At 51.2% G+C, this 21,999-nt stretch carries 23 protein-coding genes; 12 read left to right on the plus strand and 11 right to left on the minus strand.

Translation table 11 applies throughout. From position 1 onward, the window contains the following. The first annotated feature begins 195 nt into the window (after positions 1-195). Positions 196-432, plus strand: coding sequence for an Lrp/AsnC ligand binding domain-containing protein (locus DFR47_RS06675; RefSeq protein WP_113943603.1), 237 nt, complete (start codon positions 196-198; stop codon positions 430-432). Between the two features lie 291 nt (positions 433-723). Further along, the gene (ilvD, locus tag DFR47_RS06680) at positions 724-2,568 is read left to right on the plus strand and encodes a dihydroxy-acid dehydratase (RefSeq protein WP_113943604.1); all 1,845 of its coding nucleotides are present in this window, start codon (positions 724-726) and stop codon (positions 2,566-2,568) included. 40 nt (positions 2,569-2,608) lie between these two features. On the opposite strand, the gene DFR47_RS06685 is transcribed toward ilvD, so the two are convergent. Then, a complete protein-coding gene (locus tag DFR47_RS06685) occupies positions 2,609-3,424 on the minus strand; it encodes an aminotransferase class IV family protein (RefSeq protein WP_245416472.1) in 816 nt (271 codons plus the stop codon). A gap of 80 nt (positions 3,425-3,504) precedes the next feature. Between DFR47_RS06685 and DFR47_RS06690 the strand changes: the two genes are divergently transcribed. Both DFR47_RS06690 and DFR47_RS06695 read left to right on the plus strand, forming a co-directional pair. Further along, positions 3,505-3,858: a MerR family transcriptional regulator gene (locus tag DFR47_RS06690; RefSeq protein WP_113943606.1), complete on the plus strand. Its 354-nt coding sequence runs from the start codon at positions 3,505-3,507 to the stop codon at positions 3,856-3,858. A 327-nt stretch (positions 3,859-4,185) separates the two neighbouring features. Continuing rightward, positions 4,186-4,995 (plus strand): class I SAM-dependent methyltransferase, encoded by an 810-nt coding sequence (locus DFR47_RS06695; RefSeq protein ID WP_113943607.1) that lies wholly within the window; start codon positions 4,186-4,188, stop codon positions 4,993-4,995. A 54-nt stretch (positions 4,996-5,049) separates the two neighbouring features. Here DFR47_RS06695 and DFR47_RS06700 read toward each other — a convergent pair whose 3' ends face one another. From DFR47_RS06700 to ccmA, 5 genes are all read right to left on the minus strand, one after another. Then, the gene (locus DFR47_RS06700) at positions 5,050-5,661 is read right to left on the minus strand and encodes a DsbE family thiol:disulfide interchange protein (RefSeq protein ID WP_113943608.1); all 612 of its coding nucleotides are present in this window, start codon (positions 5,659-5,661) and stop codon (positions 5,050-5,052) included. Positions 5,662-5,663: 2 nt separating this feature from the next. Further along, complete coding sequence (gene ccmD / locus DFR47_RS06705) at positions 5,664-5,822, minus strand: heme exporter protein CcmD (protein ID WP_113943609.1); 159 nt, start codon at positions 5,820-5,822, stop codon at positions 5,664-5,666. Continuing rightward, positions 5,819-6,634, minus strand: a complete 816-nt coding sequence (locus DFR47_RS06710) for a heme ABC transporter permease (protein WP_113943610.1) — start codon at positions 6,632-6,634, stop codon at positions 5,819-5,821. The genes ccmD and DFR47_RS06710 overlap by 4 nt, the downstream gene beginning before the upstream one ends. A gap of 80 nt (positions 6,635-6,714) precedes the next feature. Further along, complete coding sequence (gene ccmB, locus DFR47_RS06715; protein WP_113943611.1) at positions 6,715-7,380, minus strand: heme exporter protein CcmB; 666 nt, start codon at positions 7,378-7,380, stop codon at positions 6,715-6,717. Next, positions 7,377-8,048 carry a heme ABC exporter ATP-binding protein CcmA gene (gene ccmA / locus DFR47_RS06720; RefSeq protein WP_113943612.1) on the minus strand — a complete coding sequence of 224 codons (672 nt, stop codon included), beginning with the start codon at positions 8,046-8,048 and terminating at the stop codon, positions 7,377-7,379. The genes ccmB and ccmA overlap by 4 nt, the downstream gene beginning before the upstream one ends. Positions 8,049-8,394: 346 nt before the next feature. On the opposite strand from ccmA, the gene acnA reads away from it, so the two are divergent. Beyond that, the gene (gene acnA, locus DFR47_RS06725; protein WP_374788334.1) at positions 8,395-11,085 is read left to right on the plus strand and encodes an aconitate hydratase AcnA; all 2,691 of its coding nucleotides are present in this window, start codon (positions 8,395-8,397) and stop codon (positions 11,083-11,085) included. 445 nt (positions 11,086-11,530) lie between these two features. On the opposite strand, the gene DFR47_RS06730 is transcribed toward acnA, so the two are convergent. The 3 genes from DFR47_RS06730 to DFR47_RS06740 form a co-directional block, all read right to left on the minus strand. Further along, a complete protein-coding gene (locus tag DFR47_RS06730) occupies positions 11,531-12,307 on the minus strand; it encodes a Bax inhibitor-1/YccA family protein (RefSeq protein ID WP_113943614.1) in 777 nt (258 codons plus the stop codon). A 209-nt stretch (positions 12,308-12,516) separates the two neighbouring features. Next, on the minus strand, positions 12,517-15,081 hold the full coding sequence (locus DFR47_RS06735; RefSeq protein ID WP_113943615.1) for an ABC transporter permease: 2,565 nt from the start codon (positions 15,079-15,081) through the stop codon (positions 12,517-12,519). Next, positions 15,078-15,803: an ABC transporter ATP-binding protein gene (locus tag DFR47_RS06740; protein WP_113943616.1), complete on the minus strand. Its 726-nt coding sequence runs from the start codon at positions 15,801-15,803 to the stop codon at positions 15,078-15,080. Before DFR47_RS06740 ends, DFR47_RS06735 begins: the two co-directional genes overlap by 4 nt. A 187-nt stretch (positions 15,804-15,990) precedes the next feature. Between DFR47_RS06740 and DFR47_RS06745 the strand changes: the two genes are divergently transcribed. Beyond that, positions 15,991-16,656 carry an arylesterase gene (locus tag DFR47_RS06745; protein WP_374788335.1) on the plus strand — a complete coding sequence of 222 codons (666 nt, stop codon included), beginning with the start codon at positions 15,991-15,993 and terminating at the stop codon, positions 16,654-16,656. Between the two features lie 293 nt (positions 16,657-16,949). After that, positions 16,950-17,576 (plus strand): RNA 2',3'-cyclic phosphodiesterase, encoded by a 627-nt coding sequence (gene thpR / locus DFR47_RS06750; RefSeq protein ID WP_113943617.1) that lies wholly within the window; start codon positions 16,950-16,952, stop codon positions 17,574-17,576. Positions 17,577-17,711: 135 nt separating this feature from the next. Here the strand turns inward: thpR and DFR47_RS06755 are convergent, their stop codons facing one another. After that, the gene (locus DFR47_RS06755; RefSeq protein WP_342633956.1) at positions 17,712-18,203 is read right to left on the minus strand and encodes a low molecular weight protein-tyrosine-phosphatase; all 492 of its coding nucleotides are present in this window, start codon (positions 18,201-18,203) and stop codon (positions 17,712-17,714) included. Between the two features lie 208 nt (positions 18,204-18,411). Here DFR47_RS06755 and DFR47_RS06760 point away from each other — a divergent pair, with 208 nt between their 5' ends. From DFR47_RS06760 to DFR47_RS06770, 3 genes are all read left to right on the plus strand, one after another. Continuing rightward, positions 18,412-18,705, plus strand: coding sequence for a 4a-hydroxytetrahydrobiopterin dehydratase (locus DFR47_RS06760; RefSeq protein ID WP_113943619.1), 294 nt, complete (start codon positions 18,412-18,414; stop codon positions 18,703-18,705). A 71-nt stretch (positions 18,706-18,776) separates the two neighbouring features. Then, positions 18,777-19,169 carry a YkvA family protein gene (locus DFR47_RS06765; RefSeq protein WP_113943620.1) on the plus strand — a complete coding sequence of 131 codons (393 nt, stop codon included), beginning with the start codon at positions 18,777-18,779 and terminating at the stop codon, positions 19,167-19,169. 297 nt (positions 19,170-19,466) lie between these two features. After that, positions 19,467-19,970: an invasion associated locus B family protein gene (locus tag DFR47_RS06770; RefSeq protein WP_113943621.1), complete on the plus strand. Its 504-nt coding sequence runs from the start codon at positions 19,467-19,469 to the stop codon at positions 19,968-19,970. On the opposite strand, the gene DFR47_RS06775 is transcribed toward DFR47_RS06770, so the two are convergent. Further along, positions 19,967-20,212, minus strand: a complete 246-nt coding sequence (locus tag DFR47_RS06775; protein WP_113943622.1) for a hypothetical protein — start codon at positions 20,210-20,212, stop codon at positions 19,967-19,969. The genes DFR47_RS06770 and DFR47_RS06775 overlap by 4 nt on opposite strands. Before the next feature lie 57 nt (positions 20,213-20,269). Between DFR47_RS06775 and rlmN the strand changes: the two genes are divergently transcribed. Together rlmN and DFR47_RS06785 are read left to right on the plus strand one after the other, a co-directional pair. Beyond that, positions 20,270-21,508 carry a dual-specificity RNA methyltransferase RlmN gene (rlmN, locus tag DFR47_RS06780; protein WP_113943623.1) on the plus strand — a complete coding sequence of 413 codons (1,239 nt, stop codon included), beginning with the start codon at positions 20,270-20,272 and terminating at the stop codon, positions 21,506-21,508. A 13-nt stretch (positions 21,509-21,521) separates the two neighbouring features. After that, positions 21,522-21,992: a hypothetical protein gene (locus DFR47_RS06785; RefSeq protein ID WP_113943624.1), complete on the plus strand. Its 471-nt coding sequence runs from the start codon at positions 21,522-21,524 to the stop codon at positions 21,990-21,992. Positions 21,993-21,999 lie beyond the last annotated feature (7 nt).

Consider the following 21,999-nt stretch of genomic DNA (forward strand, 5'->3'; position numbering starts at 1 on the left):
ATTGGCTTCATGACAAAGCAGGCAGCATATCATCCGGTATGCTGCCTGCCCTTTTTAAAAGTCATATTATCTCCGGTATTCATCGGTCATTTAATTGCGCAAAGCGCCGGAGACTGCTAATTGTGCCGTCAAACGGCAATCTCATTTGTCTGTTATAAATTTATATGACCCGTTCTCTTACAGGAAAGATGTGAGATGAAACCAGTATTTCTGCAAATTCAGTGCAGCCCCGGCAAAACCTATGATGTTGCCAAAGCAATGTATGAGCGTGAAATCGCTTCCGAGCTTTATTCCACCAGCGGTGAATTTGATCTGCTTGCAAAGATCTATATTCAGGAAGGTGATGATATCGGCAAATTCATCAATGATAATGTGCTGGATATCCCGCATATTGTCCGTTCGCTGACGACACTGACTTTCAAAGCATTCTGAGTTCTGCGGCCAAACGCCGGCATACTCAATGATAAAGCATTGCCCGCACCAAAGCAGGCAATGCTTTTTGTTTTCACGCATTATCCTTACGCAAACCGGTTCCCACTTTTGCTGGAAATGCTTTTTTTGTTTTAAGCCTTCACATACGAAGAATTTTCGCATGTGAGGCAATTTGCACTTTGCACCGTACGCACGGGTACTGTAAGACATATCTGAAAAGATAACACTGCATTTCTGCAACTTCTGCAAACAGAGGTTTCGCAGCGCTGTAATGCAAAAGGGAATAAGATCATGCCAGCCTATCGCTCAAGAACTTCCACCCACGGCCGCAATATGGCGGGTGCGCGCGGCCTTTGGCGCGCCACAGGCATGAAAGACGGTGATTTCGGCAAACCGATTATCGCCGTGGTCAATTCCTTTACCCAGTTTGTGCCGGGTCACGTGCATCTGAAAGACCTCGGTCAGATGGTTGCCCGTGAGATCGAAAAAGCAGGCGGCGTTGCCAAGGAATTCAACACCATTGCGGTGGATGACGGTATCGCCATGGGTCACGACGGCATGCTCTATTCGCTGCCATCGCGTGAAATCATCGCCGACTCGGTGGAGTATATGGTCAATGCCCATTGCGCCGATGCGATGGTGTGTATTTCCAACTGTGACAAGATCACACCAGGTATGCTGATGGCCGCACTGCGCCTCAATATTCCCGTTGTGTTTGTTTCCGGCGGCCCGATGGAAGCCGGTAAAGTTGTCTGGGGCGACAAAGAGAAAAAGCTCGATCTGGTTGATGCCATGGTTGCAGCCGCCGATGACAAATACACAGACGAAGAAGTGGACGCGATTGAGCGTTCGGCCTGCCCGACCTGCGGTTCCTGCTCCGGTATGTTCACCGCCAACTCGATGAACTGTCTGACCGAAGCGCTTGGCCTGTCTTTGCCGGGCAACGGCTCGACACTGGCAACCCATGCGGCACGTAAGGAACTGTTCCTTGAAGCCGGCCGCCTGGTTGTCGATCTCTGCAAGCGCTATTACGAAGGCAATGACGAAAGCGTGCTGCCACGTGCAGTTGCCAGCTTTGCAGCTTTTGAAAATGCCATGACACTGGATATCGCCATGGGCGGCTCCACCAATACAGTTCTGCATTTGCTGGCGGCAGCGCATGAAGCGGAAATGGATTTCACCATGTCCGATATTGATCGCCTGTCCCGCAAAGTGCCGGTTCTGTGTAAGGTTGCCCCTGCTGTGCCGAATGTTCATATGGAAGATGTGCATCGCGCCGGCGGTATCATGGGTATTCTCGGTGAGCTTGACCGTGCAGGTCTGCTCAACACCGATGTCGGCTCAGTGCATTCCGGCACATTGAAAAACGCGTTGGAAAAATGGGATATCAAACGCACATCGGATGCGAGCGTGGATGAGTTTTTCCGTGCCGCACCGGGTGGTGTTCCGACACAGGTTGCGTTCAGTCAGAACCGTTATTTTGACAGCACCGACAGTGACCGTGAAACCGGCGTTATCCGTACCAAAGAACATGCTTTCTCTCAGGACGGTGGTCTGGCCGTGCTTTACGGCAATCTGGCGGAAGACGGCTGTATCGTTAAAACTGCCGGTGTGGATGACAGCATCCTGACCTTCTCCGGCCCTGCTCGTATTTTTGAAAGTCAGGACAGTGCGGTACTCGGTATTCTCAACGGCAAGATCAAAGAAGGCGATATCGTGCTGATCCGCTATGAGGGCCCGCGCGGTGGCCCTGGCATGCAGGAAATGCTCTATCCGACCAGCTATCTTAAGTCGAAAGGCCTCGGCAAAGCCTGTGCGCTGATCACCGATGGTCGCTTCTCCGGCGGCTCCTCCGGTCTCTCCATCGGTCACGTTTCACCGGAAGCTGCTGAAGGCGGCCTGATCGGTCTGGTTGAAGAAGGCGATCTGATTGAGATCGACATTCCGAACCGCAAAATCCATCTGGCTGTTGATGATGCTGTGCTAGTAAAACGCAGTGCAGAGATGGAAGCCAAAGGTATCGCCGCGTGGAAACCGACAGAAGTGCGCAAGCGCAAAGTCACAACCGCACTGCGTGCCTATGCAGCCATGGCCACCAGCGCCGCCAAAGGTGCGGTACGTCACGTGCCTGAATAAAGAACATTGAATGAAAAGGCCCTTCGGGGCCTTTTCAATATTAAAGCGAAGAAGCCGGTTCAGCTTCAAAAGCTTTATGAAGCCATTCTACAAATAGTTTTGCCTCGGGAATAAGGCTCGATGCAATAGCTTTTACCGGTATACCTGGTGTCCACGAGTTCATAACCGCCGCTCCTTTTATCCCGGAAATCCGCTCAAGCGTTATTTCTTCACTACGCTGCGGAATCCCCAAGCGCTTCAATTGTCGCTGAACAATCCCCATCATTGTTCCCGTCAACATCTCAGCCTTTGGCCAGATCACCGTTTCACCATCCCAAAAGACAAGATTCCAGATTGTAGCCTCGCTCAAGCGCCCCTGCCTGTCGACAAAAACTGCATCATCAAACCCTTGCCTTATAGCCTCATGTAAATAGAAAGTTTTTCCGGCCTCCCCCACGTGCTTTATAGTTGCGAGCGATCTTTCGTGCGACACTGTCTTTAATCGCAAAGATCCTTTCGGGCCATCCGATGGTGGCGCTGTGCGCACGAGTACAGCAGGTTCCGCATCCATACTTTGTGCTGTAAACTCACCTTGGCGGGAGAATATCGTCACCATGAGTGACTGATCCTCCGGCCCCGTATTGACTGCAGTCTTGATATAAGACTTTAGTAATTCGTCCGGTAATGCTCTGCCAAAAAAAGCAATTGATGCACTTTGCAATCGCGCCAGATGAAGATCGAGCCCTTTCACTTTGCGGTTGCGCACTTGCATAGCAGTAAAATGAGCGAATCCTGAAAAAGCCAATGGAACCAGCTGTTCTGTTGTTGCTGCAAGGCCATTAATTTGAGCCTGAAATTTTTCAGTTTCTAAAGACACTGTTTTGCTCCTGAATGATTTCACATGAAAGAGCAAATGCTGTACAGCCTGACAGCACTGTCAGAGTCAAGGGCATTAAAATGAAAATCGGAGAACTCTCAAAACGCACCAATGTCACAATTCGTATGCTGCGATATTATGAAACTGAGGGACTGCTGACACCTCAGCGTTCAACCAGTGGTTATCGGGATTATGATAGTCATGCAGTCCGAACTGTAGAGCGGATCAAACTGCTTGGCTCTGCGGGCATGACACTGTCGACTATTAGACAATTTCTCCCGTGTATAAGAGGAGAGAGGCCTGTTTTTGAACCTTGCGATGAACTGCGCAAGACCCTGCATGAACAGATTCATCTGGTCAACCAAAAGGCAGACAAACTGACCAAAAGCAAAAACATGCTGGAGAGTTTTTTACAGGAAATCGACAGCAACTAAAATTTACAACTGTACCATAACTAGTGCAGAGCAATTTCATTCTTCAGATATGATCAACAAACAGTTGAAACCTTTTACCCCTTCATCACAACCTTGTTGATTGACGACAAGGCTATTTCTTCTATTTTCTAAGGACACAGAGGAGTGTTGTGTAATGAACCAGTAATGCCCGTTTCAATTTATTTATCTTATCTTCGCCTGCGAGGAGGATGAATGACGGCATTACATGGACAGTACCACTTTCGCGTATATCAAGGATATATGCACACGGCTTCCGCGCCCTCAGATCTTTCTTGCGGTGACCACGGAAATTTCCAGAGGTTCATCATGCAAAATACCAAACCACATTCCGATATCATCAATCACAACCGTGAAGCATGGGACAAGCAGGCCCGCGCCAATTGCGAATGGTCACAACCTGTCTCTTCTGAACAGGTTGCAGCCGCCCGCGCCGGTCAGTGGGAAGTTAAACTGACGCCCGGGACAATTCCGGCTTCATGGCTGGGCGATGTGCGCAATCGTAAAATCCTGTGTCTTGCATCTGCCGGCGGCCAGCAGGCACCGCTTCTGGCGGCGGCAGGTGCAGAGGTTACGGTCTTCGATATTTCTGAAGGCCAGCTCGATCAGGATCGCATGGTTGCAGAGCGGGAGAACCTGCCACTCACCGCTATTCAGGGTGATATGCGCGATCTGTCGTGCTTTGATGACGAGACGTTCGACGTCATTTTTCACCCGATCTCCAACCTCTATATACCGGATATTCAGCCGGTATGGCGTGAATGCTACAGGGTATTGAAACACGGCGGACGGTTACTCTCCAGCTTTTACAATCCGGTCGTTTTTGTCGGCGACAGAAATCCGGAAGATGCCAAGCAAGGTATTATCCGCCCGCTTTATCGCATGCCTTTTGCAGAGCAGGAGCATCTGAACGCCGAGCAACTCGTGGTAAAACAACAAAATCAGGAGGCTTTTGTCTTCGGGCACAGCCTGTCTGATCAGATCGGCGGACAGCTCAAAGCCGGATTTGTTATTGCCGGTTTTCAGGAGGATTATCAGCCTGCGCCGCGCTTTGTGATTGATCCCTATCTGCCGACTTTCTTAGCCACCTGCGCTGTGAAAACCGGCAATCATCTTTAAATAAAAAAGGGCTTCGCGTAATGCGAAGCCCTTCTGTTTTCTGTTGTTGCAATCTTATTGCGCTAAAGCCTTTTCAACTTCCGGCATAAATTGTTTCATCAGACTTTCCGGACTCAAAGGCCCGACAAATTTATAAACGATCTTGCCTTCACGGTTGACGATAAAGGTTTCAGGCACACCGTAAACACCCCACTCAATACCGGCACGACCGGAACGATCCGTGCCAACAGCATCATAAGAATTGCCGAGACTGTTCAGAAACTCCAGTGCATTTTCCGGCGCGTCTTTATAGTTGAGGCCAACCACTTTAATGCGCGGATCCTGCCCCAGTTTCACGATCAGCGGATGCTCATCGCGACACGGTACACACCATGATGCCCAGATATTGACCAGTGTCACCTGCCCCTTCAGATCAGCGCCCTTCAGGCCCGGTGTCTGCGAACCATCAGCCAGCAGCAACCCCTCCAGCGGCGGCAGATCGGTCTGCGGTGCATCCCGACCGATCAAAGCCGAGGGAATTTCCTGCATGTTTTTTCCGCTCAGCAGCTGCCATGTAAAAATACCGGCCAGAGCAGCAAAAATAATCAGGGGCAGCAGCGCCACGAAAACCCGTTTTTTAGCGGGCTGCGCCTCGCCGCCATCCGTGTGTTTAACCGGATCAGTCATAATCACTTAGCCTTGTTGGAACGGCGGCGGATGCCTTGTTGTTCAAGTCGTGCAAGCTCTGCCCGCAAATTTCTCTGGGTCATGGCAATCCATGCCACGATCATCAGAATTACAGCCGCTGAAACGCCGTAGGAAATTAAAACATAATCAAGATGGCTCATGCTGCTTCTCCTGCAGGTCTGCGATTTTCGCGCTCGGCATTACGTGCTGCAATTTTGCGCATCGCAGCAATACGGCGGCTGAAAATCTCATTGCGCATCGCCATCAGATGCAGCGTGAAAAACAGCATGGTCATTGCCAGTGCCATCACCAGCAAAGGATACAACATGCTTGGCGGCATTGCAGGCCCTTCCATACGCAGAACAGAAGCAGGCTGATGCAGAGTATTCCACCAGTCGACAGAGAATTTAATGATCGGAATATTAACGAAACCAACCAGCGTCAGCACGGCCGCAGCGCGCGCTGATTTCGCCTGATCATCCATGGCGCGGGTCAGAGCAATGATACCGAGATACATCAAAAACAGAATAAAAACCGAGGTCAGGCGTGCATCCCACACCCACCATGTGCCCCACATCGGCTTGCCCCAGAGCGATCCGGTAACCAGCGCCAATGCGGTAAACATCGCCCCCAGCGGTGCCGCAGCTTTGGCCGAGACATCAGCCAGCGGGTGACGCCAGACCAGCGTGCCGAGTGCTGCAATCGTCATTACCGTATAACACATCATCGACAGCCATGCGAAAGGCACATGTATGAACATGATCTTCACGGTCAGCCCCTGCTGATAATCCTCCGGCGCAAACCACACCATATAAAGGCCGGTCAGCAACAACAGCACCGTCAGCGCTGTCATCCATGGGAGGATTGCACTGCTCAGGCTCAGAAAACGTGTCGGATTCGCCAGATCCAGCAGCGCCTGAAAGCGCCGCGGTGCAGCTTTGGATATGGCTTTATCAGTTGGTCGTTCAGTCATAAATACCCGGATATATTTGTAAGCTTAAGCTATCCTTAGAGTGGTCTCGTAAGAAACAATACTCATTGCAGAATATGGGTTTAATCTGTTGAAATTTTCAACGCGTAACCTGCGGCCAATGGTCCGATAATCGCAGCAATCAACGTATTGGCCGCCAGCATCAGTAATGGCGAAAGAAATGCAGCATTTTCCGTCACAGCACCATAGGATGCCGAGACACCAAAAATCAGGACCGGAATGGTCAGCGGCAGGATCATCACCGAGACGAGCAAACCGCCGCGCGGCATGGAAACGGCCAGTGCAGCGCCCAGCGCACCGATGAAAATAACCGCAGGCGTACCGATCAGCAATGTCAATGTTGTCGCGAGGATCGCCAGCGGTTCCATATTCATGATCAATCCCAGAAACGGAGCGGCGATTACCAGCGGTAATACCGTTGCCACCCAATGGGACAGACATTTCACAATCACCGTCAATGTCAGAAAATGGCGTTCCCGCGCCATGATCATCACATCGAGTGAGCCATCTTCGCGATCTGCCTGAAACAAACGGTCAAGACCAAGCAGCACCGCCAGCAGTGCGCCAAGCCAGAGCATTGCAGGGCCGATGCGCGCCAGCAATTTAAGATCGGGCCCGACAGCGAACGGCACGACGGCGGCAACAGCCAGATAAAACAGGATGCCGGTTAAAGCACCGCCGCCCGCACGGATAGCAATACGCAAGTCTCGCCAGAAAAGTGCCTTCATGAGAACCAGCCCTGCGTTTCACCATTATCATCTTCCGGACGATAATCCTCAAGCCGCAGATATTGCACGGCATCGGTGCCCGCCTGCTCCAGCCCCCGTTCTAAACCAAGCGCAATATGAGTGACTGCAATAATCATGCCGCCCTTTTTTAAATGCTCCTGCATCACACCGGCAAACATCGCTTGCGCATGTGTGTCCAATCCGGAGGTCGGCTCATCCAGCAACCATAATGGCCGGTGCGAACAAAGCAGTGTGGCAATCGTTACACGACGTTTCTGCCCTGTGGAGAGATAGCCATAAGGCAAGTGGTCAATATTATAGAGACCAACAATTTCCAGCGCCTCATCAATGTCGTGCAGCGGGCTCCCATGAAAATCCTGCCAGAATTTCAGATTTTCATAAACACTCAGCGCCGGCTTCATCGCATTGAGCGTGCTGAGATAATGGCTATGTGCCATTACCGGCTCCTGCCCGTCTTCTGTTTCCAGCCACACGGCTCCATCGGAAGCGGGTAACAGGCCGGCAATGATTCGCAGCAATGTTGATTTTCCTGCACCATTCGGCCCCGTAATGATCAGCGCCTGACCATCTTTCAGACTTGCGCACAGAGAGTTGAACAGGAGGTTATCGCCCCGTTCTCCGCTCAGATTTTCCGCAACAAGCCGCATATGGCCTCCGATCGCATGGTTTTACGCAAATTTCTCCGGTTTCCCCTATCAGGAACCTCGGCAAAACAAGCCGCAACATTTCGCCGCAATAGCACGATTTTACGCTTTAAGAGTCTGGAACAGTTTTAAAAAACTGACTATATAGCAGCTACCATGCCAGCGGTCGGCGTGGAAACCATTTTTGGCCGATCTCTAAAGCCTGATGTTTGTTAAACAATTTCTTTGTTAAGCACAGGCCTCGGGACGGACAGCGGAAATGACTGCACCCGCACCTAAGCGCGTCCTTGAAACGCAGCAGAGGCGTTCGTCCTGGTTTTCCGGCCAGTAAGCATGAAGGACGAACATCGTGTCTCACATCGATAGTTTCAAATGCCGCAAGACGCTCACCGTCGACGGCAAAGACTATGTTTATTACAGCCTGACCGAAGCTGAAAAAAACGGTCTTGAAGGCGTATCTAAACTTCCATTCTCTATGAAGGTTCTGCTTGAAAACCTTCTTCGCTTTGAAGATGACCGCAGCGTCAAGAAAGCGGATATCGAAAATATCGCCAAATGGCTGGTTGACCGTGGTTCTGCCGGTGCAGAAATCGCCTATCGCCCTGCACGCGTACTGATGCAGGACTTTACCGGCGTTCCTGCCGTTGTTGATCTTGCTGCAATGCGCGATGCCATGGTGGCACTCGGCGGCGATGCTGAAAAAATCAACCCGCTGGTACCGGTTGACCTCGTGATCGACCACTCCGTGATCGTTGACGAATTCGGCAACCCGCAGGCATTCAAAAACAACGTTGATCTCGAATATCAGCGCAATGCCGAGCGTTACCGCTTCCTGAAATGGGGCCAGCAGGCATTCCAGAACTTCCGCGTTGTTCCTCCGGGCACAGGTATCTGCCATCAGGTTAACCTTGAATATCTGGCACAGGCCGTATGGACTAAGGAAGAAAACGGTGAAACCGTTGCTTATCCTGACACCTGCGTTGGTACAGATAGCCACACAACCATGGTCAACGGCCTTGGCGTTCTTGGCTGGGGTGTTGGTGGTATTGAAGCGGAAGCTTCGATGCTCGGCCAGCCGGTTTCCATGCTGCTGCCGGAAGTTATCGGCTTCAAACTGACCGGCAAGGTCAAAGAAGGCGTCACCGCGACTGACCTCGTGCTCACAGTTACCCAGATGCTGCGTAAAAAAGGCGTTGTCGGTAAGTTCGTTGAGTTCTTCGGTCCTGGTCTCGACAATATGACCCTTGCAGACCGTGCAACCATTGCCAATATGGGCCCTGAATATGGTGCGACCTGTGGTTTCTTCCCTGTAGACAAAGAAACCCTCAACTACATGAACACAACCGGCCGTGACGAACATCGTCTCAAACTGGTTGAAGCCTATTCCCGTGCACAGGGCATGTGGCGTGAAGCTGACAGCACAGATCCTGTCTTCACAGACATTCTTGAGCTGGATATGGGCGACGTTGTGCCATCCATGGCTGGTCCGAAGCGTCCTGAAGGCCGTATTGCTCTGGAAGGCATTGCTTCCGGTTTCGCGACTTCTCTGGAAACAGAATATAAGAAAACAACCGGTCAGACCGCACGCTACGCTGTTGAAGGCGAAGATTTCGATCTCGGCCACGGCGATGTTGTGATCGCTGCGATCACTTCCTGCACCAACACCTCGAACCCGAGCGTGCTGATTGCTGCCGGTCTTCTTGCCCGTAATGCTGTTGCCAAAGGCCTGAAAACCAAGCCTTGGGTTAAAACATCGCTGGCACCTGGTAGCCAAGTTGTTGCTGCCTATCTGGAAAATGCAGGTCTGCAGAAAGATCTCGACGCACTGGGCTTCAACCTGGTTGGCTTCGGCTGCACCACCTGTATCGGCAACTCCGGCCCGCTGCCTGCTCCGATCTCCAAGACCATCAATGAAAAAGGTCTGATCGGCGCTGCTGTTCTCTCCGGTAACCGTAACTTTGAAGGCCGTGTATCGCCTGACGTTCAGGCCAACTATCTGGCATCCCCACCACTGGTTGTTGCCCACGCTCTGGCCGGTACAGTCACCAAGGATCTGACCAAAGAACCAATTGGTGAAGACAAAGACGGCAACCCTGTATTCCTGCGTGATATCTGGCCTTCATCGGCTGAAATTCAGGAATTCATTGCCAAGAACGTAACGCGTAAGATCTTCTCGGAAAAATATGCCGACGTGTTCAAGGGCGACGAAAACTGGCAGGCCGTTCAGGTACCAGCCGGCCAGACCTATGCATGGGACGATAATTCGACCTATGTGCAGAACCCGCCATATTTCGTAGGCATGGGCAAATCAGCCGGTGAAATCTCCGACATCAAGGGCGCTCGCGTGCTCGGCCTGTTCGGCGACAAGATCACCACTGACCACATTTCGCCAGCCGGTTCGATCAAGGCACAGTCCCCTGCCGGTAAATATCTGCTCGATAACGGCGTCGCCGTTGCAGACTTCAACCAATACGGCACACGTCGTGGTAACCACGAAGTTATGATGCGCGGTACTTTTGCGAATATCCGTATCCGCAACCACATGCTCGGTGAAAATGGTCGCGAAGGCGGTTACACCATTCACTACCCAAGCAAGGAAGAAACCTCGATCTATGATGCAGCAATGCAGTATAAGGCTGAGGGTGTACCATTGGTTGTGTTTGCCGGTGTTGAATATGGTAACGGTTCGTCCCGTGACTGGGCTGCTAAGGGTACCAACCTGCTCGGCGTTAAAGCTGTGATCTCACAGTCTTTCGAGCGTATTCACCGTTCCAACCTCGTTGGCATGGGCATTGTACCATTTGTGTTTGAAGAAGGCACAAGCTGGCAGTCCCTCGGCCTGAAGGGCGACGAAGTGGTTACCATTGAAGGTCTGGCAGACATTCGTCCTCGCCAGAAGACCAATGCATCCATCACTTTCGCTGACGGTTCAGTGAAGCAGGTCCCTCTGATCTGCCGTATCGATACGCTGGATGAACTGGATTACATGAAGAACGGCGGCATTCTGCAGACCGTTCTGCGTGATCTGGCCAAAGCCTGATAAGCGCATTATCCAAACTATAAAAAACGCCGCTGAAGAAATTCAGCGGCGTTTTTTTTATGTCTGACTGACAGTACTATTGCTCATATCCCACAATCAAAAGCGCGCATCAGAGCTGTACAGATACTTATCGCTCTCAGCCTGAGAGCATATCTCACAGTCAAGTTGGATCAACTTGGACAGTCCGGGATAATGCGAAAAACTAAAGAATCTGGAGTGAGCACTGCGATCCAACATGAGCATAAACCGCGCTAGAGCGCATTCCGAAAAGTGTGAAACGGTTTTCGGATCAAATGCGCGTAAAAACAAAAGCTAGAGCGGCTTCAACGATTCAGCATTTACTGAAACCGCTCTAGCTATCGGCGGAATAAACAATAGTAACTTCAGATACAAAAAGGGCGGCTTTTCAGCCGCCCTTTTCAATTCATAAATTCAGTTTCGTGAATTAGTCACGATTGCCCAAGAACTGCAGCAGGAACATGAACATGTTGATGAAGTCGAGGTACAGACGCAGCGCGCCCATAACAATCTTACGACCCATTGCATCCGAAGAATCACCTTCGTAATACATTTCCTTGATGGACTGGGTGTCATAAGCGGTAAGACCGGCAAAGATCAGAACACCAAGAACCGAGATTGCAAACTGCAGAGCAGTCGAACCAAGGAAAATGTTCACGATCGAAGCAAGGATCAGACCGAACAGACCCATAATCAGGAACGAGCCCATTGCCGACAGGTCACGCTTGGTGGTGTAGCCGTAAAGCGACAGGGCACCAAAAGAAGCCGCGGTAACGAAGAAAGTCTGCACGATGCTAGCTGATGTATAGATCAGGAAGATCGAGGACAGCGACAAACCAACCAGAGCAGCATAAACCCAGAAGGTCAGCTGAGCGGTTGCAACATTCATGCGCTCAATACGGAAGCTGAGGAAGAACACAGCTCCGAGAGGGGCAAGCATAATCACCCAACGCAGTGGCGACGTATAAATTGCGGCACCAAGTGCGGTAAGCATTTTACCATTGGCAATCTGACCGACAGCGACAGACGGATCTGTTGTAACCGCCAGAGCTGCGAAAGCATAAGCAACCAGGCCGGTTACGGCCAGGCCGATCGCCATCATATTATATACGCCAAGCATGTATGAGCGCAGTCCCTGATCGATGGCTGCGTCTGCGCGCGCCCCGATCGGGCTCTGCGCCTGTACATTACGAAAATCTACCATAATATTCCTCTAGCTCTGTTCCGTCCGGTGTCAGGGGCGCTCCCCAGGCGCCGCTGGCGGAACCCCAGCATGCCTTCCCGATATAATGGTTATTATACGTGTTTAAAACAAGACCAAACAGGCGCATATTAGGAAAAAGCGACATTTTTTATGCCTTTTTATCCGCCCCGATCTTTATAATTAAACAGAAAATTGTGTGATTTACTCCATTATAGTTCCCGCAGCACCGAACTCGCTTTCTGCCCCAGCACCCGCCAAGTACCGGCAAGGCCAAAGCCGACCGTCAGAACCAGCGCGGTTAAAACCGTAAAGAAAGCCACATCCGGCAACATCCGCATCTGCAAATTCATCAGCTTTACGACGACAAACCATGCCGCAAGGCCGCCTGCCCCCAGAGCAAAAACAGCGGTCGCAAAGCCGAGCAGCGCATATTCATAAATGAAAGCGCGGATCAGCATCCAGCGGGTCGCACCCAGGGTTTTCAGCACAACCGCATCATGCTGTCTGGCACGGTTGCCCGCAGCCAATGCCCCTGCCAAGACCAAAATTGCAGCGAGAAGTCCGACCGATGCAGCCCAGCGGATAGCAACCGCCAACTGACTGATCAGATCATTGGCCACTTCAATTGCATCTTTGACCCGTACAGATGTAACTGCCGGAAAGGTTTGGGTCACGGTACGCAACACATTCGCTTCCTGTTCCGGTGCCGCATCGGCATCCGTCAGTGTCGCCAGCCATGAATGCGGTGCACCGGCAAAAGTATTGGGCGAAAACACCATGACGAAATTGATCGCCAGTGTTTCCCATTGCACCTGACGGAAATTGGCAATTTTTGCAGTAATATTGCGGCCAAGCACATTCACTGTCACCGTATCACCGATTTTCAGCCCGAGCTCTTCTGCTTCTTTGGCAGCAAAAGAAACCAATGGCTCGCCGCTGTAATCCGCCGGCCACCATTCGCCTTGCGACATGGTGGAGTTTTCCGGCAGGTTCTTGGCATAGGTAATGCCGCGATCGCCACGCAATACCCATGCCCCTTGCGGCGGTACATTGACCTTATCAACATCCGTGCCGTTCAGCGCCACAATGCGCCCGCGTAGCATGGCTGCACTCACCACTTTGCCTTCCGGTGCTGTTTTGGCCAGCAGATCACGGAAACCGTCAATTTCGGTATTCTGAATATCAACGAAGAAGAAATTCGGTGCGTGGGCTGGAAGACTCTGGGTGATCTGACGACGCAGATTTCCATCAACCAAAGCCAGCGCCACAACCAATGTCAGGCCAAGACCCAGCGACAACACAACAGAAGGCGTCAAGGCACCCGGGCGATGAATATTGCCAACAGCCAACCGCAAGGCAGGCGATTTAAACCTTGGTGCTTTGCGCGCCAGCATCCGCAGGCCGAAAGATACACCGCGTAAAATAATGAAAGCAGCAACCGCACCGACAATGAACACACCGGCAATGCGCTGATCTTCAACAAAAAACAGCACCAGACCGATCAACGCCAGCAAGAGCGCTCCGGCCCCTGCCAGATAAAGCACAGGCGGCCAGCCGCTCTGGTCAAAACCTTTCTGACGAAACAAAGCCGTTGCCGGAATTGTTCGTGCCCGCCCTAAAGGCAACAGTGCAAAAATCAGTGTTGTAATCAGACCGAAAGCCGTGGCCAGCAGCAAAGCTTGAGGGTAAATTTTCAAACCACCACTGACCGGCAGATAGGAAGACAGGCCATAAACCGCCGCAGCACTTAATCCCAGTGACAGTACCAGACCAATCACAATACCGATCAGCGCAATCGCCACAATCTGACAGAGATAAATCAGCACCACGAAATCAGCAGATGCGCCGAGCGATTTGAATGTTGCAATAACCGGCCGCTTGCCGTCGAGAAAACTACGCACCGCATTGGCCACGCCAACGCCGCCGATAATCAGCGATGTCAGCCCGACAAGGGTGAGAAACTGCGAAAACCGCTCAATATTGGCCGATAAAGCCGGTGCAGCATTGCTACGATTACGGATATTCCAGCCAGCTTCTGGGAAGTTTTTTTCAGCTGCGCTTTCCAGTCCTGCAAGCCGCGTATCCTGTGCGCCGGTCTGCGCTGTATCAGGCAAAGCGATTTTATAAATATAATTGACCAGACTGCCAGGCTGAATAAGACCGGCTGCCCGCAAGGCCTCATCCGAGGTCAGAAAACGCGGTGCAAGTGCCATACCTGAGGCCAGCATATCCGGCTCACTCTCGATAATCGCCCGCAGCGTAAACTTTGCAGAGCCGAGCATGATCTGATCGCCGATTTTCAAGTTCAAGCGATCAAGCAAAAGCTGCGGTACAGCCGCACCATAGGCACCATCTTGCACAGAAAAACGTGTCTTTGAGGACAAATCTGGCTGCAGTTTCAACGTACCATAAAGCGGATAAGCGCTATCAACAGCCTTCACCTCAACCAGCGCCTGATCGGAACCATCGGTCATGCGCACCATCGAGCGCATAGTGATATTCTCAGACACAGTGCCCTGAGCATTCAGAAACGCGCGTTCCTGCTCAGTCACCTCACGCTGATTGAGCATAAAGCTGACATCACCGCCGAGAATAGCCTGTCCTTCAACAGCCAGACCATCGGCAATGGAACGGGCAACGGAATTGACACCGCCGATTGCCGCGACACCAAGGGCAATACAGCCAAGGAAAATGTAAAAGCCGGTCAGGCCGCCGCGCATCTCACGCAGGGCAAAACGCAATGCGAGAGCAAAAGATGGTTTGGCTTTACTCATTGGGCGGCTTCCGCCGGAACAGGTTCCTCGGCAGCATGAACCGGCTCTGCATGAATTTGCCCCGAACGCACATGAATTTCACGGGCACAACGTGCGGCCAGTGACGGATCATGGGTCACCAGCACCATTGTCAGCCCGTATTCCTGCTGCTTGGCAAAAAGCAAATCCGCAATCTGGCCACCGGTTTCGCTATCGAGATTACCTGTCGGTTCATCGGCGATCAGAATTGCCGGTTTCGGCGCTAACGCACGGGCAATTGCCACACGCTGCTGCTCTCCGCCGGACAGTGCAGACGGATAATGGGACAAACGATGGCCAAGCCCCACTGATTTCAACGCCTGTTCCGCAACCGTAAATGCATCATCCCGCCCTGCCAGTTCCAGCGGCACGGCGACATTTTCCAGAGCTGTCATATTGGGGATCAGATGAAACGACTGAAAAACAATGCCGATATTACGGCCGCGAAAGGCTGCTGCCTGATCTTCGCTCATCTGATCAATCCGTTCGCCGCTGATCAGTACTTTGCCACTATCGACTTTTTCAAGCCCTGCCAGCACCATCAGTAACGTGGATTTACCGGAGCCGGAAGGACCGACAATACCGACCGATTCACCGCTTTGTATTTTCAGGGAAATATCGTTGAGAACGTGGACACGGGAAGCATTGCTTCCCAAAGTCAGATCAATATTTTCAAGCATAATACCGGATTGGTGAGGCTGCATAGTCACGTCATTTCCCTGATAAATGGCGGAGGCCCTGAAGACAGATTGTTTTCTATCTGGGGTCGCAGAAAGCTAATGTACAGGGCAAAGGGTGAAATACTGTTGCCCTGACCATAAATTTGGCTCTTGCAAGCCTGATATTATTCGCCATATGCAAGTTATCACGTTCAGACAGGATCAAAAATCAATGACGCTGCGGCTCTCTTCTATCACAAGCATGGCTTTAGTGCTGGGGCTCTCGATTTTTGCCGCATCTCCTGTCTCAGCGCAGGATACCAGTAGCGATACTGTGCAAATTGTCGGCTTTGGCGACAGTCTGATGGCAGGCTATCAGCTGGCACAAACAGATGGTTTTACCGCACAGTTACAGTCTGCTCTGACAGAAGCCGGTTATAAGGTTACTGTGGCCAACGCCGGTGTTTCCGGCGATACCAGCAGTGCAGGTCTGGCACGTCTCGACTGGTCGGTGCCGGATGAAGCACAGCTGGTGATTTTAGAACTTGGTGCCAATGATGCCCTGCGCGGTATCTCTCCTGAACTGACTGAAAAGAACCTTGATCAGATGCTGGCACGTTTACAGACACGCGGCATTCCCGTGTTGCTGGCCGGTATGATCGCCCCGCCGAATATGGGCACTGAATATGCGACAAAATTCAATCCGCTCTATCAAAAGCTCGCAGATAAATATCAGGTGAAGCTCTATCCGTTTTTTCTGGACGGTGTTGCGGCGGATAAAAGCTTGCTGCTGGAAGACGGTATGCATCCCAATCCGCAAGGCGTAAAAATCATGGTTCAGAATATTCTGCCGGATGTGAAAGCCATGCTGGATCAGGAATCAATTGATCTCAACTAAGCCAACAAACCCCGATCGGGGATTCATCATCCTGACACAATGCATATGCTAATTATGCAATGCGGAACACATGATGTGGTAATATCAGCAGATTTTTATACGATTGAATAATCTTCTGCGGACTATTTCACAAAGTCCTTGTACTAAAGACGGATCAGTGCTTCGCTAAGATAAAAGCATGACAGCCTGCCTCACAAACATGCTGTTTTGCCGGTGCAGACCGGACCGCAAATCAATGGTGCCGGTTTGACCAAAACCAAATATTGAGACCATATCCCTTTGAGGAGGATGCAATGCCGCGCCTTTTCACTGCCCTTGAAATCTCCCGCGATGCCGCTCTGTCACTGTCTTTGTTACGTGGCGGGCTTATCGGCCCTAAAGGCTCTGTTCGCTGGATTGATCCCGAAAATTATCACATCACTTTGCGCTTTATCGGCGATGTCGAAGGTCATGTTGCCGATGAGATCGTGCATGCATTGGATCGCATTGACCGGCAGAGTTTTACGCTGCAACTGGCGGGCGTTGATGTTTTCGGCAGCAAAAAACCGCATAGTATTTATGCCGGTGTTGCGCCTTCCCCTGATCTTTTGGCCTTGCAGGCTGAAATGGAGCGGATCTGCCAGAGATTGCGTCTGCCGCCTGACCCGCGCAAATTTACCCCGCATGTCACACTGGCACGGCTCAAAGGCCTGCCGGATATGCAGCTGGCGCGCTATTTGTCTGAGCGGGGCAATTTCACGACTCTGCCGTTTAACGTCAGTCGTTTCGTACTGATGTCGTCAAAGGAATCCACCGGTGGCGGCCCTTATGTAACGGAAGAAGTCTGGCCGTTGCGCAGTGCATCCTTCAATGCCGGTTTTGAAAACGGACAGGATATACCGGCCTCCAATTATCATTTTCCGGCCGGAGCCGCGGAGTAATCGGCTGTACCTCAACAAACAAAAGCGGCAGATTACTCTGCCGCTACCATGCTTAAGCCAGTCTGGCAGCTACACCTTGTTACTCCAACCTCTCGGCAAGCGCCGCATTACTTTAATCTGTCGGCTAACGCCTCATTATTGCAATCTGTCGGCTAGCGCCTCCGCTGCCTCACGAACCATCTCATATACCCGTTCGAAATCTTCAATATCGCCATAATACGGATCAGGAATTTCTTCGCCCCGATCTGCAGCATGACCATCCAATCCGTCACGGGCAACCGCCGTAAACAAGCCGGTCACAGCAGGACTGCCACAAGGTGCAAGGCGGTTGATTGTCATCAGATTATTCTGATCCATGCCCAAAATCAGATCAAAGCGACTAAAATCCTCATCACTCAGCTGGCGGCAGCGCTGTTTTGAAATATCAATGCCATTTTGTTTGGCAACGGCCACAGACCGCTCATCCGGCGCTTCGCCGGTATGATAACCATTGGTACCTGCAGAATCGATCAGGAATTCCCGTTGCGGAAAACGCTCCTGCACCACAGCACGCATAACACCTTCAGCAAGGGGAGAACGGCAAATATTCCCAAGGCAGATGAAAAGAATTGAATATGGCTGCGGCATAGATTCTCCCGGCATTCAAAATATAGAACACACCAGCGCTAAGGCAGATATGTCTTCAGTTTATGCAATCATTGAATCAAGATTGGTTCTGATAGAGGTATAAATATAAACTGTGACATGAACCGAAACTGTACAAAAAACAAGTTACGGTAATTTAATGCAGTCCCGTGGTATATTTTCACATCTTTCCATTTCAGGAGACCGCCCCATGTCCAGAACACCCCTCACCCGTGAAGAAATCACCACTGCACTCGCTGCTTTATCCGGCTGGGCATTATCTGAAGATCACAAATCAATCCGTAAAGATTTCAAATTCCGTGATTTCAATACAGCCTTTGCCTTTATGACACGAATTGCTCTGCTTGCGGAAAAACTCGACCATCATCCGGAATGGTTCAATGTCTATAATAAAGTTGAAATAACCCTGACCACCCATTCCGCCAAAGGCCTGACAGCACTGGATATGCGCATGGCGCAGCTTGCCAATGAATATGCAGGCTAACAGCGTTCATTCTCCGCATATCTTGTAAAACAGTAGGAACTGCACCATCTGTATTCCCATGAGGATTTGCTATGGATGATGTCAAAATAGGTGAAATTTTGCAGCCGGGCACCGAGCGCGAACAGGAAAGCCGTGCGCGCCGTGTCCGTAAACATTTCTGGAAAACCCTGAAAAAAGCCGCTGGCCGAATACCTTTTACGGAAGATCTGGTGGCTTCCTATTATTGCGCGCTTGACCCTAAGACGCCCGCGCGTGTGCGTGCGATCCTGCTCGCCGCTCTCGCATATTTTGTGCTGCCGTTTGATTTTGTGCCGGATCTTCTGGTTGGTATCGGCTTCACCGATGACATGGCTGTTCTGATGGCGGCGCTGGCCTCTGTGCGCAAACATATTACGCCCGCACATTATGCGGCTGCACGGCACTCTTTGAGCCAGAATCCGGACACCGAACAGCAAGAACTGTAAGTGTCACGCAATCCATAAAACGGCTAACCACCTTTTGTTGCCTCTGGTTTCGAACAAGTCAGAATCAAAATTCTCACGAACAAACAATCGCCGCTTTCCTGATGCTCAAGTCGCGGATAAGGGCGATTGAGTGAGAATTTCTGCATATTCTGCAGAAAAACAACTCCTTTGCCTCAAAACTTCACGGTTTGGTAACCCAGATTAAGTCAAATTAAGACAAACGAGCGGGACGTGCTTTCAACGGCATGTTTCCCGAATTTTGAGTTTGAAGCAAACGAAAGAGAACCGGTAGGACCTATGCTTGGAAAATCGATCGTCGCGGCTTCTGTGTTCACAATGGCTATGGCAGGCAGTGCGCTTGCCCAGTCGCCGAGCCAGATCAGCCAGTTCAACGCCTGGGGCGCATACAGCTATCAGTCGGGCAACGGTAAAGTATGCTATGTCCTGTCTGTCCCGACCCAGAAACAGCCTGCATCTGTTGATCACGGAGATAATTTCTTCCTCGTCAGCCAGAAGCCAGGTCAGAACGTATCTTTTGAACCGCAATTTATGGCCGGCTATGAATTGCAGGGCAATTCTAAAGTAACCGTCACCATCGGCAATGCGCGCTTCACCATGTTCACCAATGGTAAGTCCGGCTGGATGGAAAATGCTGCGGAAGAACCTAAGCTGATTGCTGCCATGCGCGGCGGTTCAGACATGGTTGTGAATGCTGCATCAAAACGCGGCACAAAAACCACTTATACCTATTCCCTTAAAGGTATTTCAGCAGCCCTCGCTGCTATTCAAAAGTGCCGCTAAAGCGAGCCGGTCAACAGTGCCGCTAAAGCGGTCAGCGATTTGAAAAGTTTAAAGCCGGATTTATGTCCGGCTTTTTGCATTTCTGAAACAAAGACAAAAAAGTCGCAAACCACTGCTCTTGATAAAAGCGTGACGTCGCGCCATTTCCATGCTATGAGGCCGCACTTCAGGGTGTTTTTCGGTCTCAATACGAAAACAGCCCCCCGTAAATCATGCAACAGTGCCGTTTTATCAGTTTCCAATCAGGGCTTTTTGTCCTTCTGATACGGTTATGCAATTGTGAGCCTTAAGTAAAACCGATGTCTATTTCTTATGACCTTACCACGCCTCAGACCCGTGATGCACTGGCCGCCAATGCCCGTGCAATGTTGGCACCAAAGCCGACACTGATCGGGCTTTCCCGTGAGGAACTCGGTGAGGTTTTGCTGGAAGCCGGCATCGCTCCTAAACAGGTTAAAATGCGCGTCGCGCAAATCTGGCATTGGCTCTATGTGCGCGGTGTTTCAGACTTTGCCGATATGGCCAATATCTCCAAAGATCTGCGCGCAGCTCTGACCAAAGACTATACCATTGCCCGTCCGGAAGTTGTGGAAGAACAAATCTCCACCGACGGTACACGCAAATGGCTGTTCCGCTTTCCGCCGCGCGGTGCGGGTCGTCCGGTTGAGATTGAATGTGTTTACATTCCGGAAGAAGGCCGTGGCACGCTGTGCATTTCCTCTCAGGTCGGCTGTACCCTTACTTGTTCTTTCTGCCATACCGGCACACAGAAACTGGTACGCAACCTGACAGCTGAAGAAATTCTCTCGCAGCTTCTTACCGCCCGTGACCGGCTTGGCGATTTCCCTGAGGCCAACACACCGGATGGTGCCATTGTACCTGCTGAAGGACGCAAGATCACCAATATCGTGATGATGGGTATGGGTGAGCCGCTCTATAATTTTGAAGAAGTGAAAAAGGCACTGCTTATCGCCTCCGATGGCGATGGCCTGTCCCTGTCCAAGCGCCGTATTACACTGTCGACCTCCGGTGTTGTGCCTGAAATCTACCGCACCGGTGAAGAAATCGGCGTGATGCTGGCGATCTCGCTCCATGCTGTGCGCGATGATCTGCGTGACATGCTGGTACCGATCAATAAGAAGTATCCGCTGGAAGAGCTGATTAAAGCCTGCCGCGCCTATCCGGGTCTGTCGAATGCCAAGCGCATCACCTTTGAATATGTGATGCTCAAAGACGTTAATGACAGTCTGGAAGATGCCAAGAAACTTGTGCAGCTGCTTAAAGGTATTCCGGCGAAAATCAATCTCATTCCGTTCAACCCATGGCCGGGCACCAACTACCAGTGCTCCGACTGGGAACAGATTGAACGCTTTGCCGATTATGTGAATGCAGCAGGCTATGCCTCGCCGATCCGTACACCGCGCGGCCGCGATATCCTCGCAGCCTGTGGTCAGTTGAAGTCGGAATCCGAGCGTATGCGCAAAACCGAACGTCTGGCTTTTGAAGCCATGATGATCGCCAATCACGGCGAAGACTGAGACCAGAGTTCATATGGATAAAAGCCTGCAACTGATCGGCCGGTTCACAGTCATTGTTTTTGGCTATGGCTGTGCCGTTCTGGCGGCGGGCTTTTTGCTTAATGTGTTGCTTTTAGCAACCATCGGTTTCCTGCCGGATATTATCAATGACGGTTTTGAATATGGCTTCGGGGCGAGACTGTTTGTTGCCACGCCGTTCATGGCCATTATCGTCGGTTATCTCGCCTTCTGGCCTGCGCTTTTGCTCATCGCAAGCGGTGAATATTTCAACAAGCGCGACAGCCTGTTTTATAGTCTTGGCGGCATGATCTCCGGCATTGTTCTCTTCATTGCAGGCTTTGAACCGGATGTTAAAAACGCTGATGAAGCAGTGATGCTGATGAGTATTGCTGCTGCCGGCATTACCGGCGGTTTCGTCTACTGGCTCGTATCCGGACGCTGGACGAATGTGGTTTCCGGCAAAAAGGCACCAGAAACCAAATAACTTTTTT

The organism is Pseudochrobactrum asaccharolyticum (assembly GCF_003314995.1).
Classification (GTDB): domain Bacteria; phylum Pseudomonadota; class Alphaproteobacteria; order Rhizobiales; family Rhizobiaceae; genus Pseudochrobactrum; species Pseudochrobactrum asaccharolyticum.

Coding starts and splice junctions, on each gene's coding strand:
- DFR47_RS06675 (WP_113943603.1), top strand. CDS start 196: ATGAAACCAGTATTTCTGCAAATTCAGTGCAGCCCCGGCAAAACCTAT.
- ilvD (WP_113943604.1), top strand. CDS start 724: ATGCCAGCCTATCGCTCAAGAACTTCCACCCACGGCCGCAATATGGCG.
- DFR47_RS06690 (WP_113943606.1), top strand. CDS start 3,505: ATGAAAATCGGAGAACTCTCAAAACGCACCAATGTCACAATTCGTATG.
- DFR47_RS06695 (WP_113943607.1), top strand. CDS start 4,186: ATGCAAAATACCAAACCACATTCCGATATCATCAATCACAACCGTGAA.
- DFR47_RS06700 (WP_113943608.1), bottom strand. CDS start 5,661: ATGACTGATCCGGTTAAACACACGGATGGCGGCGAGGCGCAGCCCGCT.
- ccmD (WP_113943609.1), bottom strand. CDS start 5,822: ATGAGCCATCTTGATTATGTTTTAATTTCCTACGGCGTTTCAGCGGCT.
- DFR47_RS06710 (WP_113943610.1), bottom strand. CDS start 6,634: ATGACTGAACGACCAACTGATAAAGCCATATCCAAAGCTGCACCGCGG.
- ccmB (WP_113943611.1), bottom strand. CDS start 7,380: ATGAAGGCACTTTTCTGGCGAGACTTGCGTATTGCTATCCGTGCGGGC.
- ccmA (WP_113943612.1), bottom strand. CDS start 8,048: ATGCGGCTTGTTGCGGAAAATCTGAGCGGAGAACGGGGCGATAACCTC.
- DFR47_RS06730 (WP_113943614.1), bottom strand. CDS start 12,307: ATGGTAGATTTTCGTAATGTACAGGCGCAGAGCCCGATCGGGGCGCGC.
- DFR47_RS06735 (WP_113943615.1), bottom strand. CDS start 15,081: ATGAGTAAAGCCAAACCATCTTTTGCTCTCGCATTGCGTTTTGCCCTG.
- DFR47_RS06740 (WP_113943616.1), bottom strand. CDS start 15,803: ATGCAGCCTCACCAATCCGGTATTATGCTTGAAAATATTGATCTGACT.
- DFR47_RS06745 (WP_374788335.1), top strand. CDS start 15,991: ATGACGCTGCGGCTCTCTTCTATCACAAGCATGGCTTTAGTGCTGGGG.
- thpR (WP_113943617.1), top strand. CDS start 16,950: ATGCCGCGCCTTTTCACTGCCCTTGAAATCTCCCGCGATGCCGCTCTG.
- DFR47_RS06755 (WP_342633956.1), bottom strand. CDS start 18,203: ATGCCGCAGCCATATTCAATTCTTTTCATCTGCCTTGGGAATATTTGC.
- DFR47_RS06760 (WP_113943619.1), top strand. CDS start 18,412: ATGTCCAGAACACCCCTCACCCGTGAAGAAATCACCACTGCACTCGCT.
- DFR47_RS06765 (WP_113943620.1), top strand. CDS start 18,777: ATGGATGATGTCAAAATAGGTGAAATTTTGCAGCCGGGCACCGAGCGC.
- DFR47_RS06770 (WP_113943621.1), top strand. CDS start 19,467: ATGCTTGGAAAATCGATCGTCGCGGCTTCTGTGTTCACAATGGCTATG.
- rlmN (WP_113943623.1), top strand. CDS start 20,270: ATGTCTATTTCTTATGACCTTACCACGCCTCAGACCCGTGATGCACTG.
- DFR47_RS06785 (WP_113943624.1), top strand. CDS start 21,522: ATGGATAAAAGCCTGCAACTGATCGGCCGGTTCACAGTCATTGTTTTT.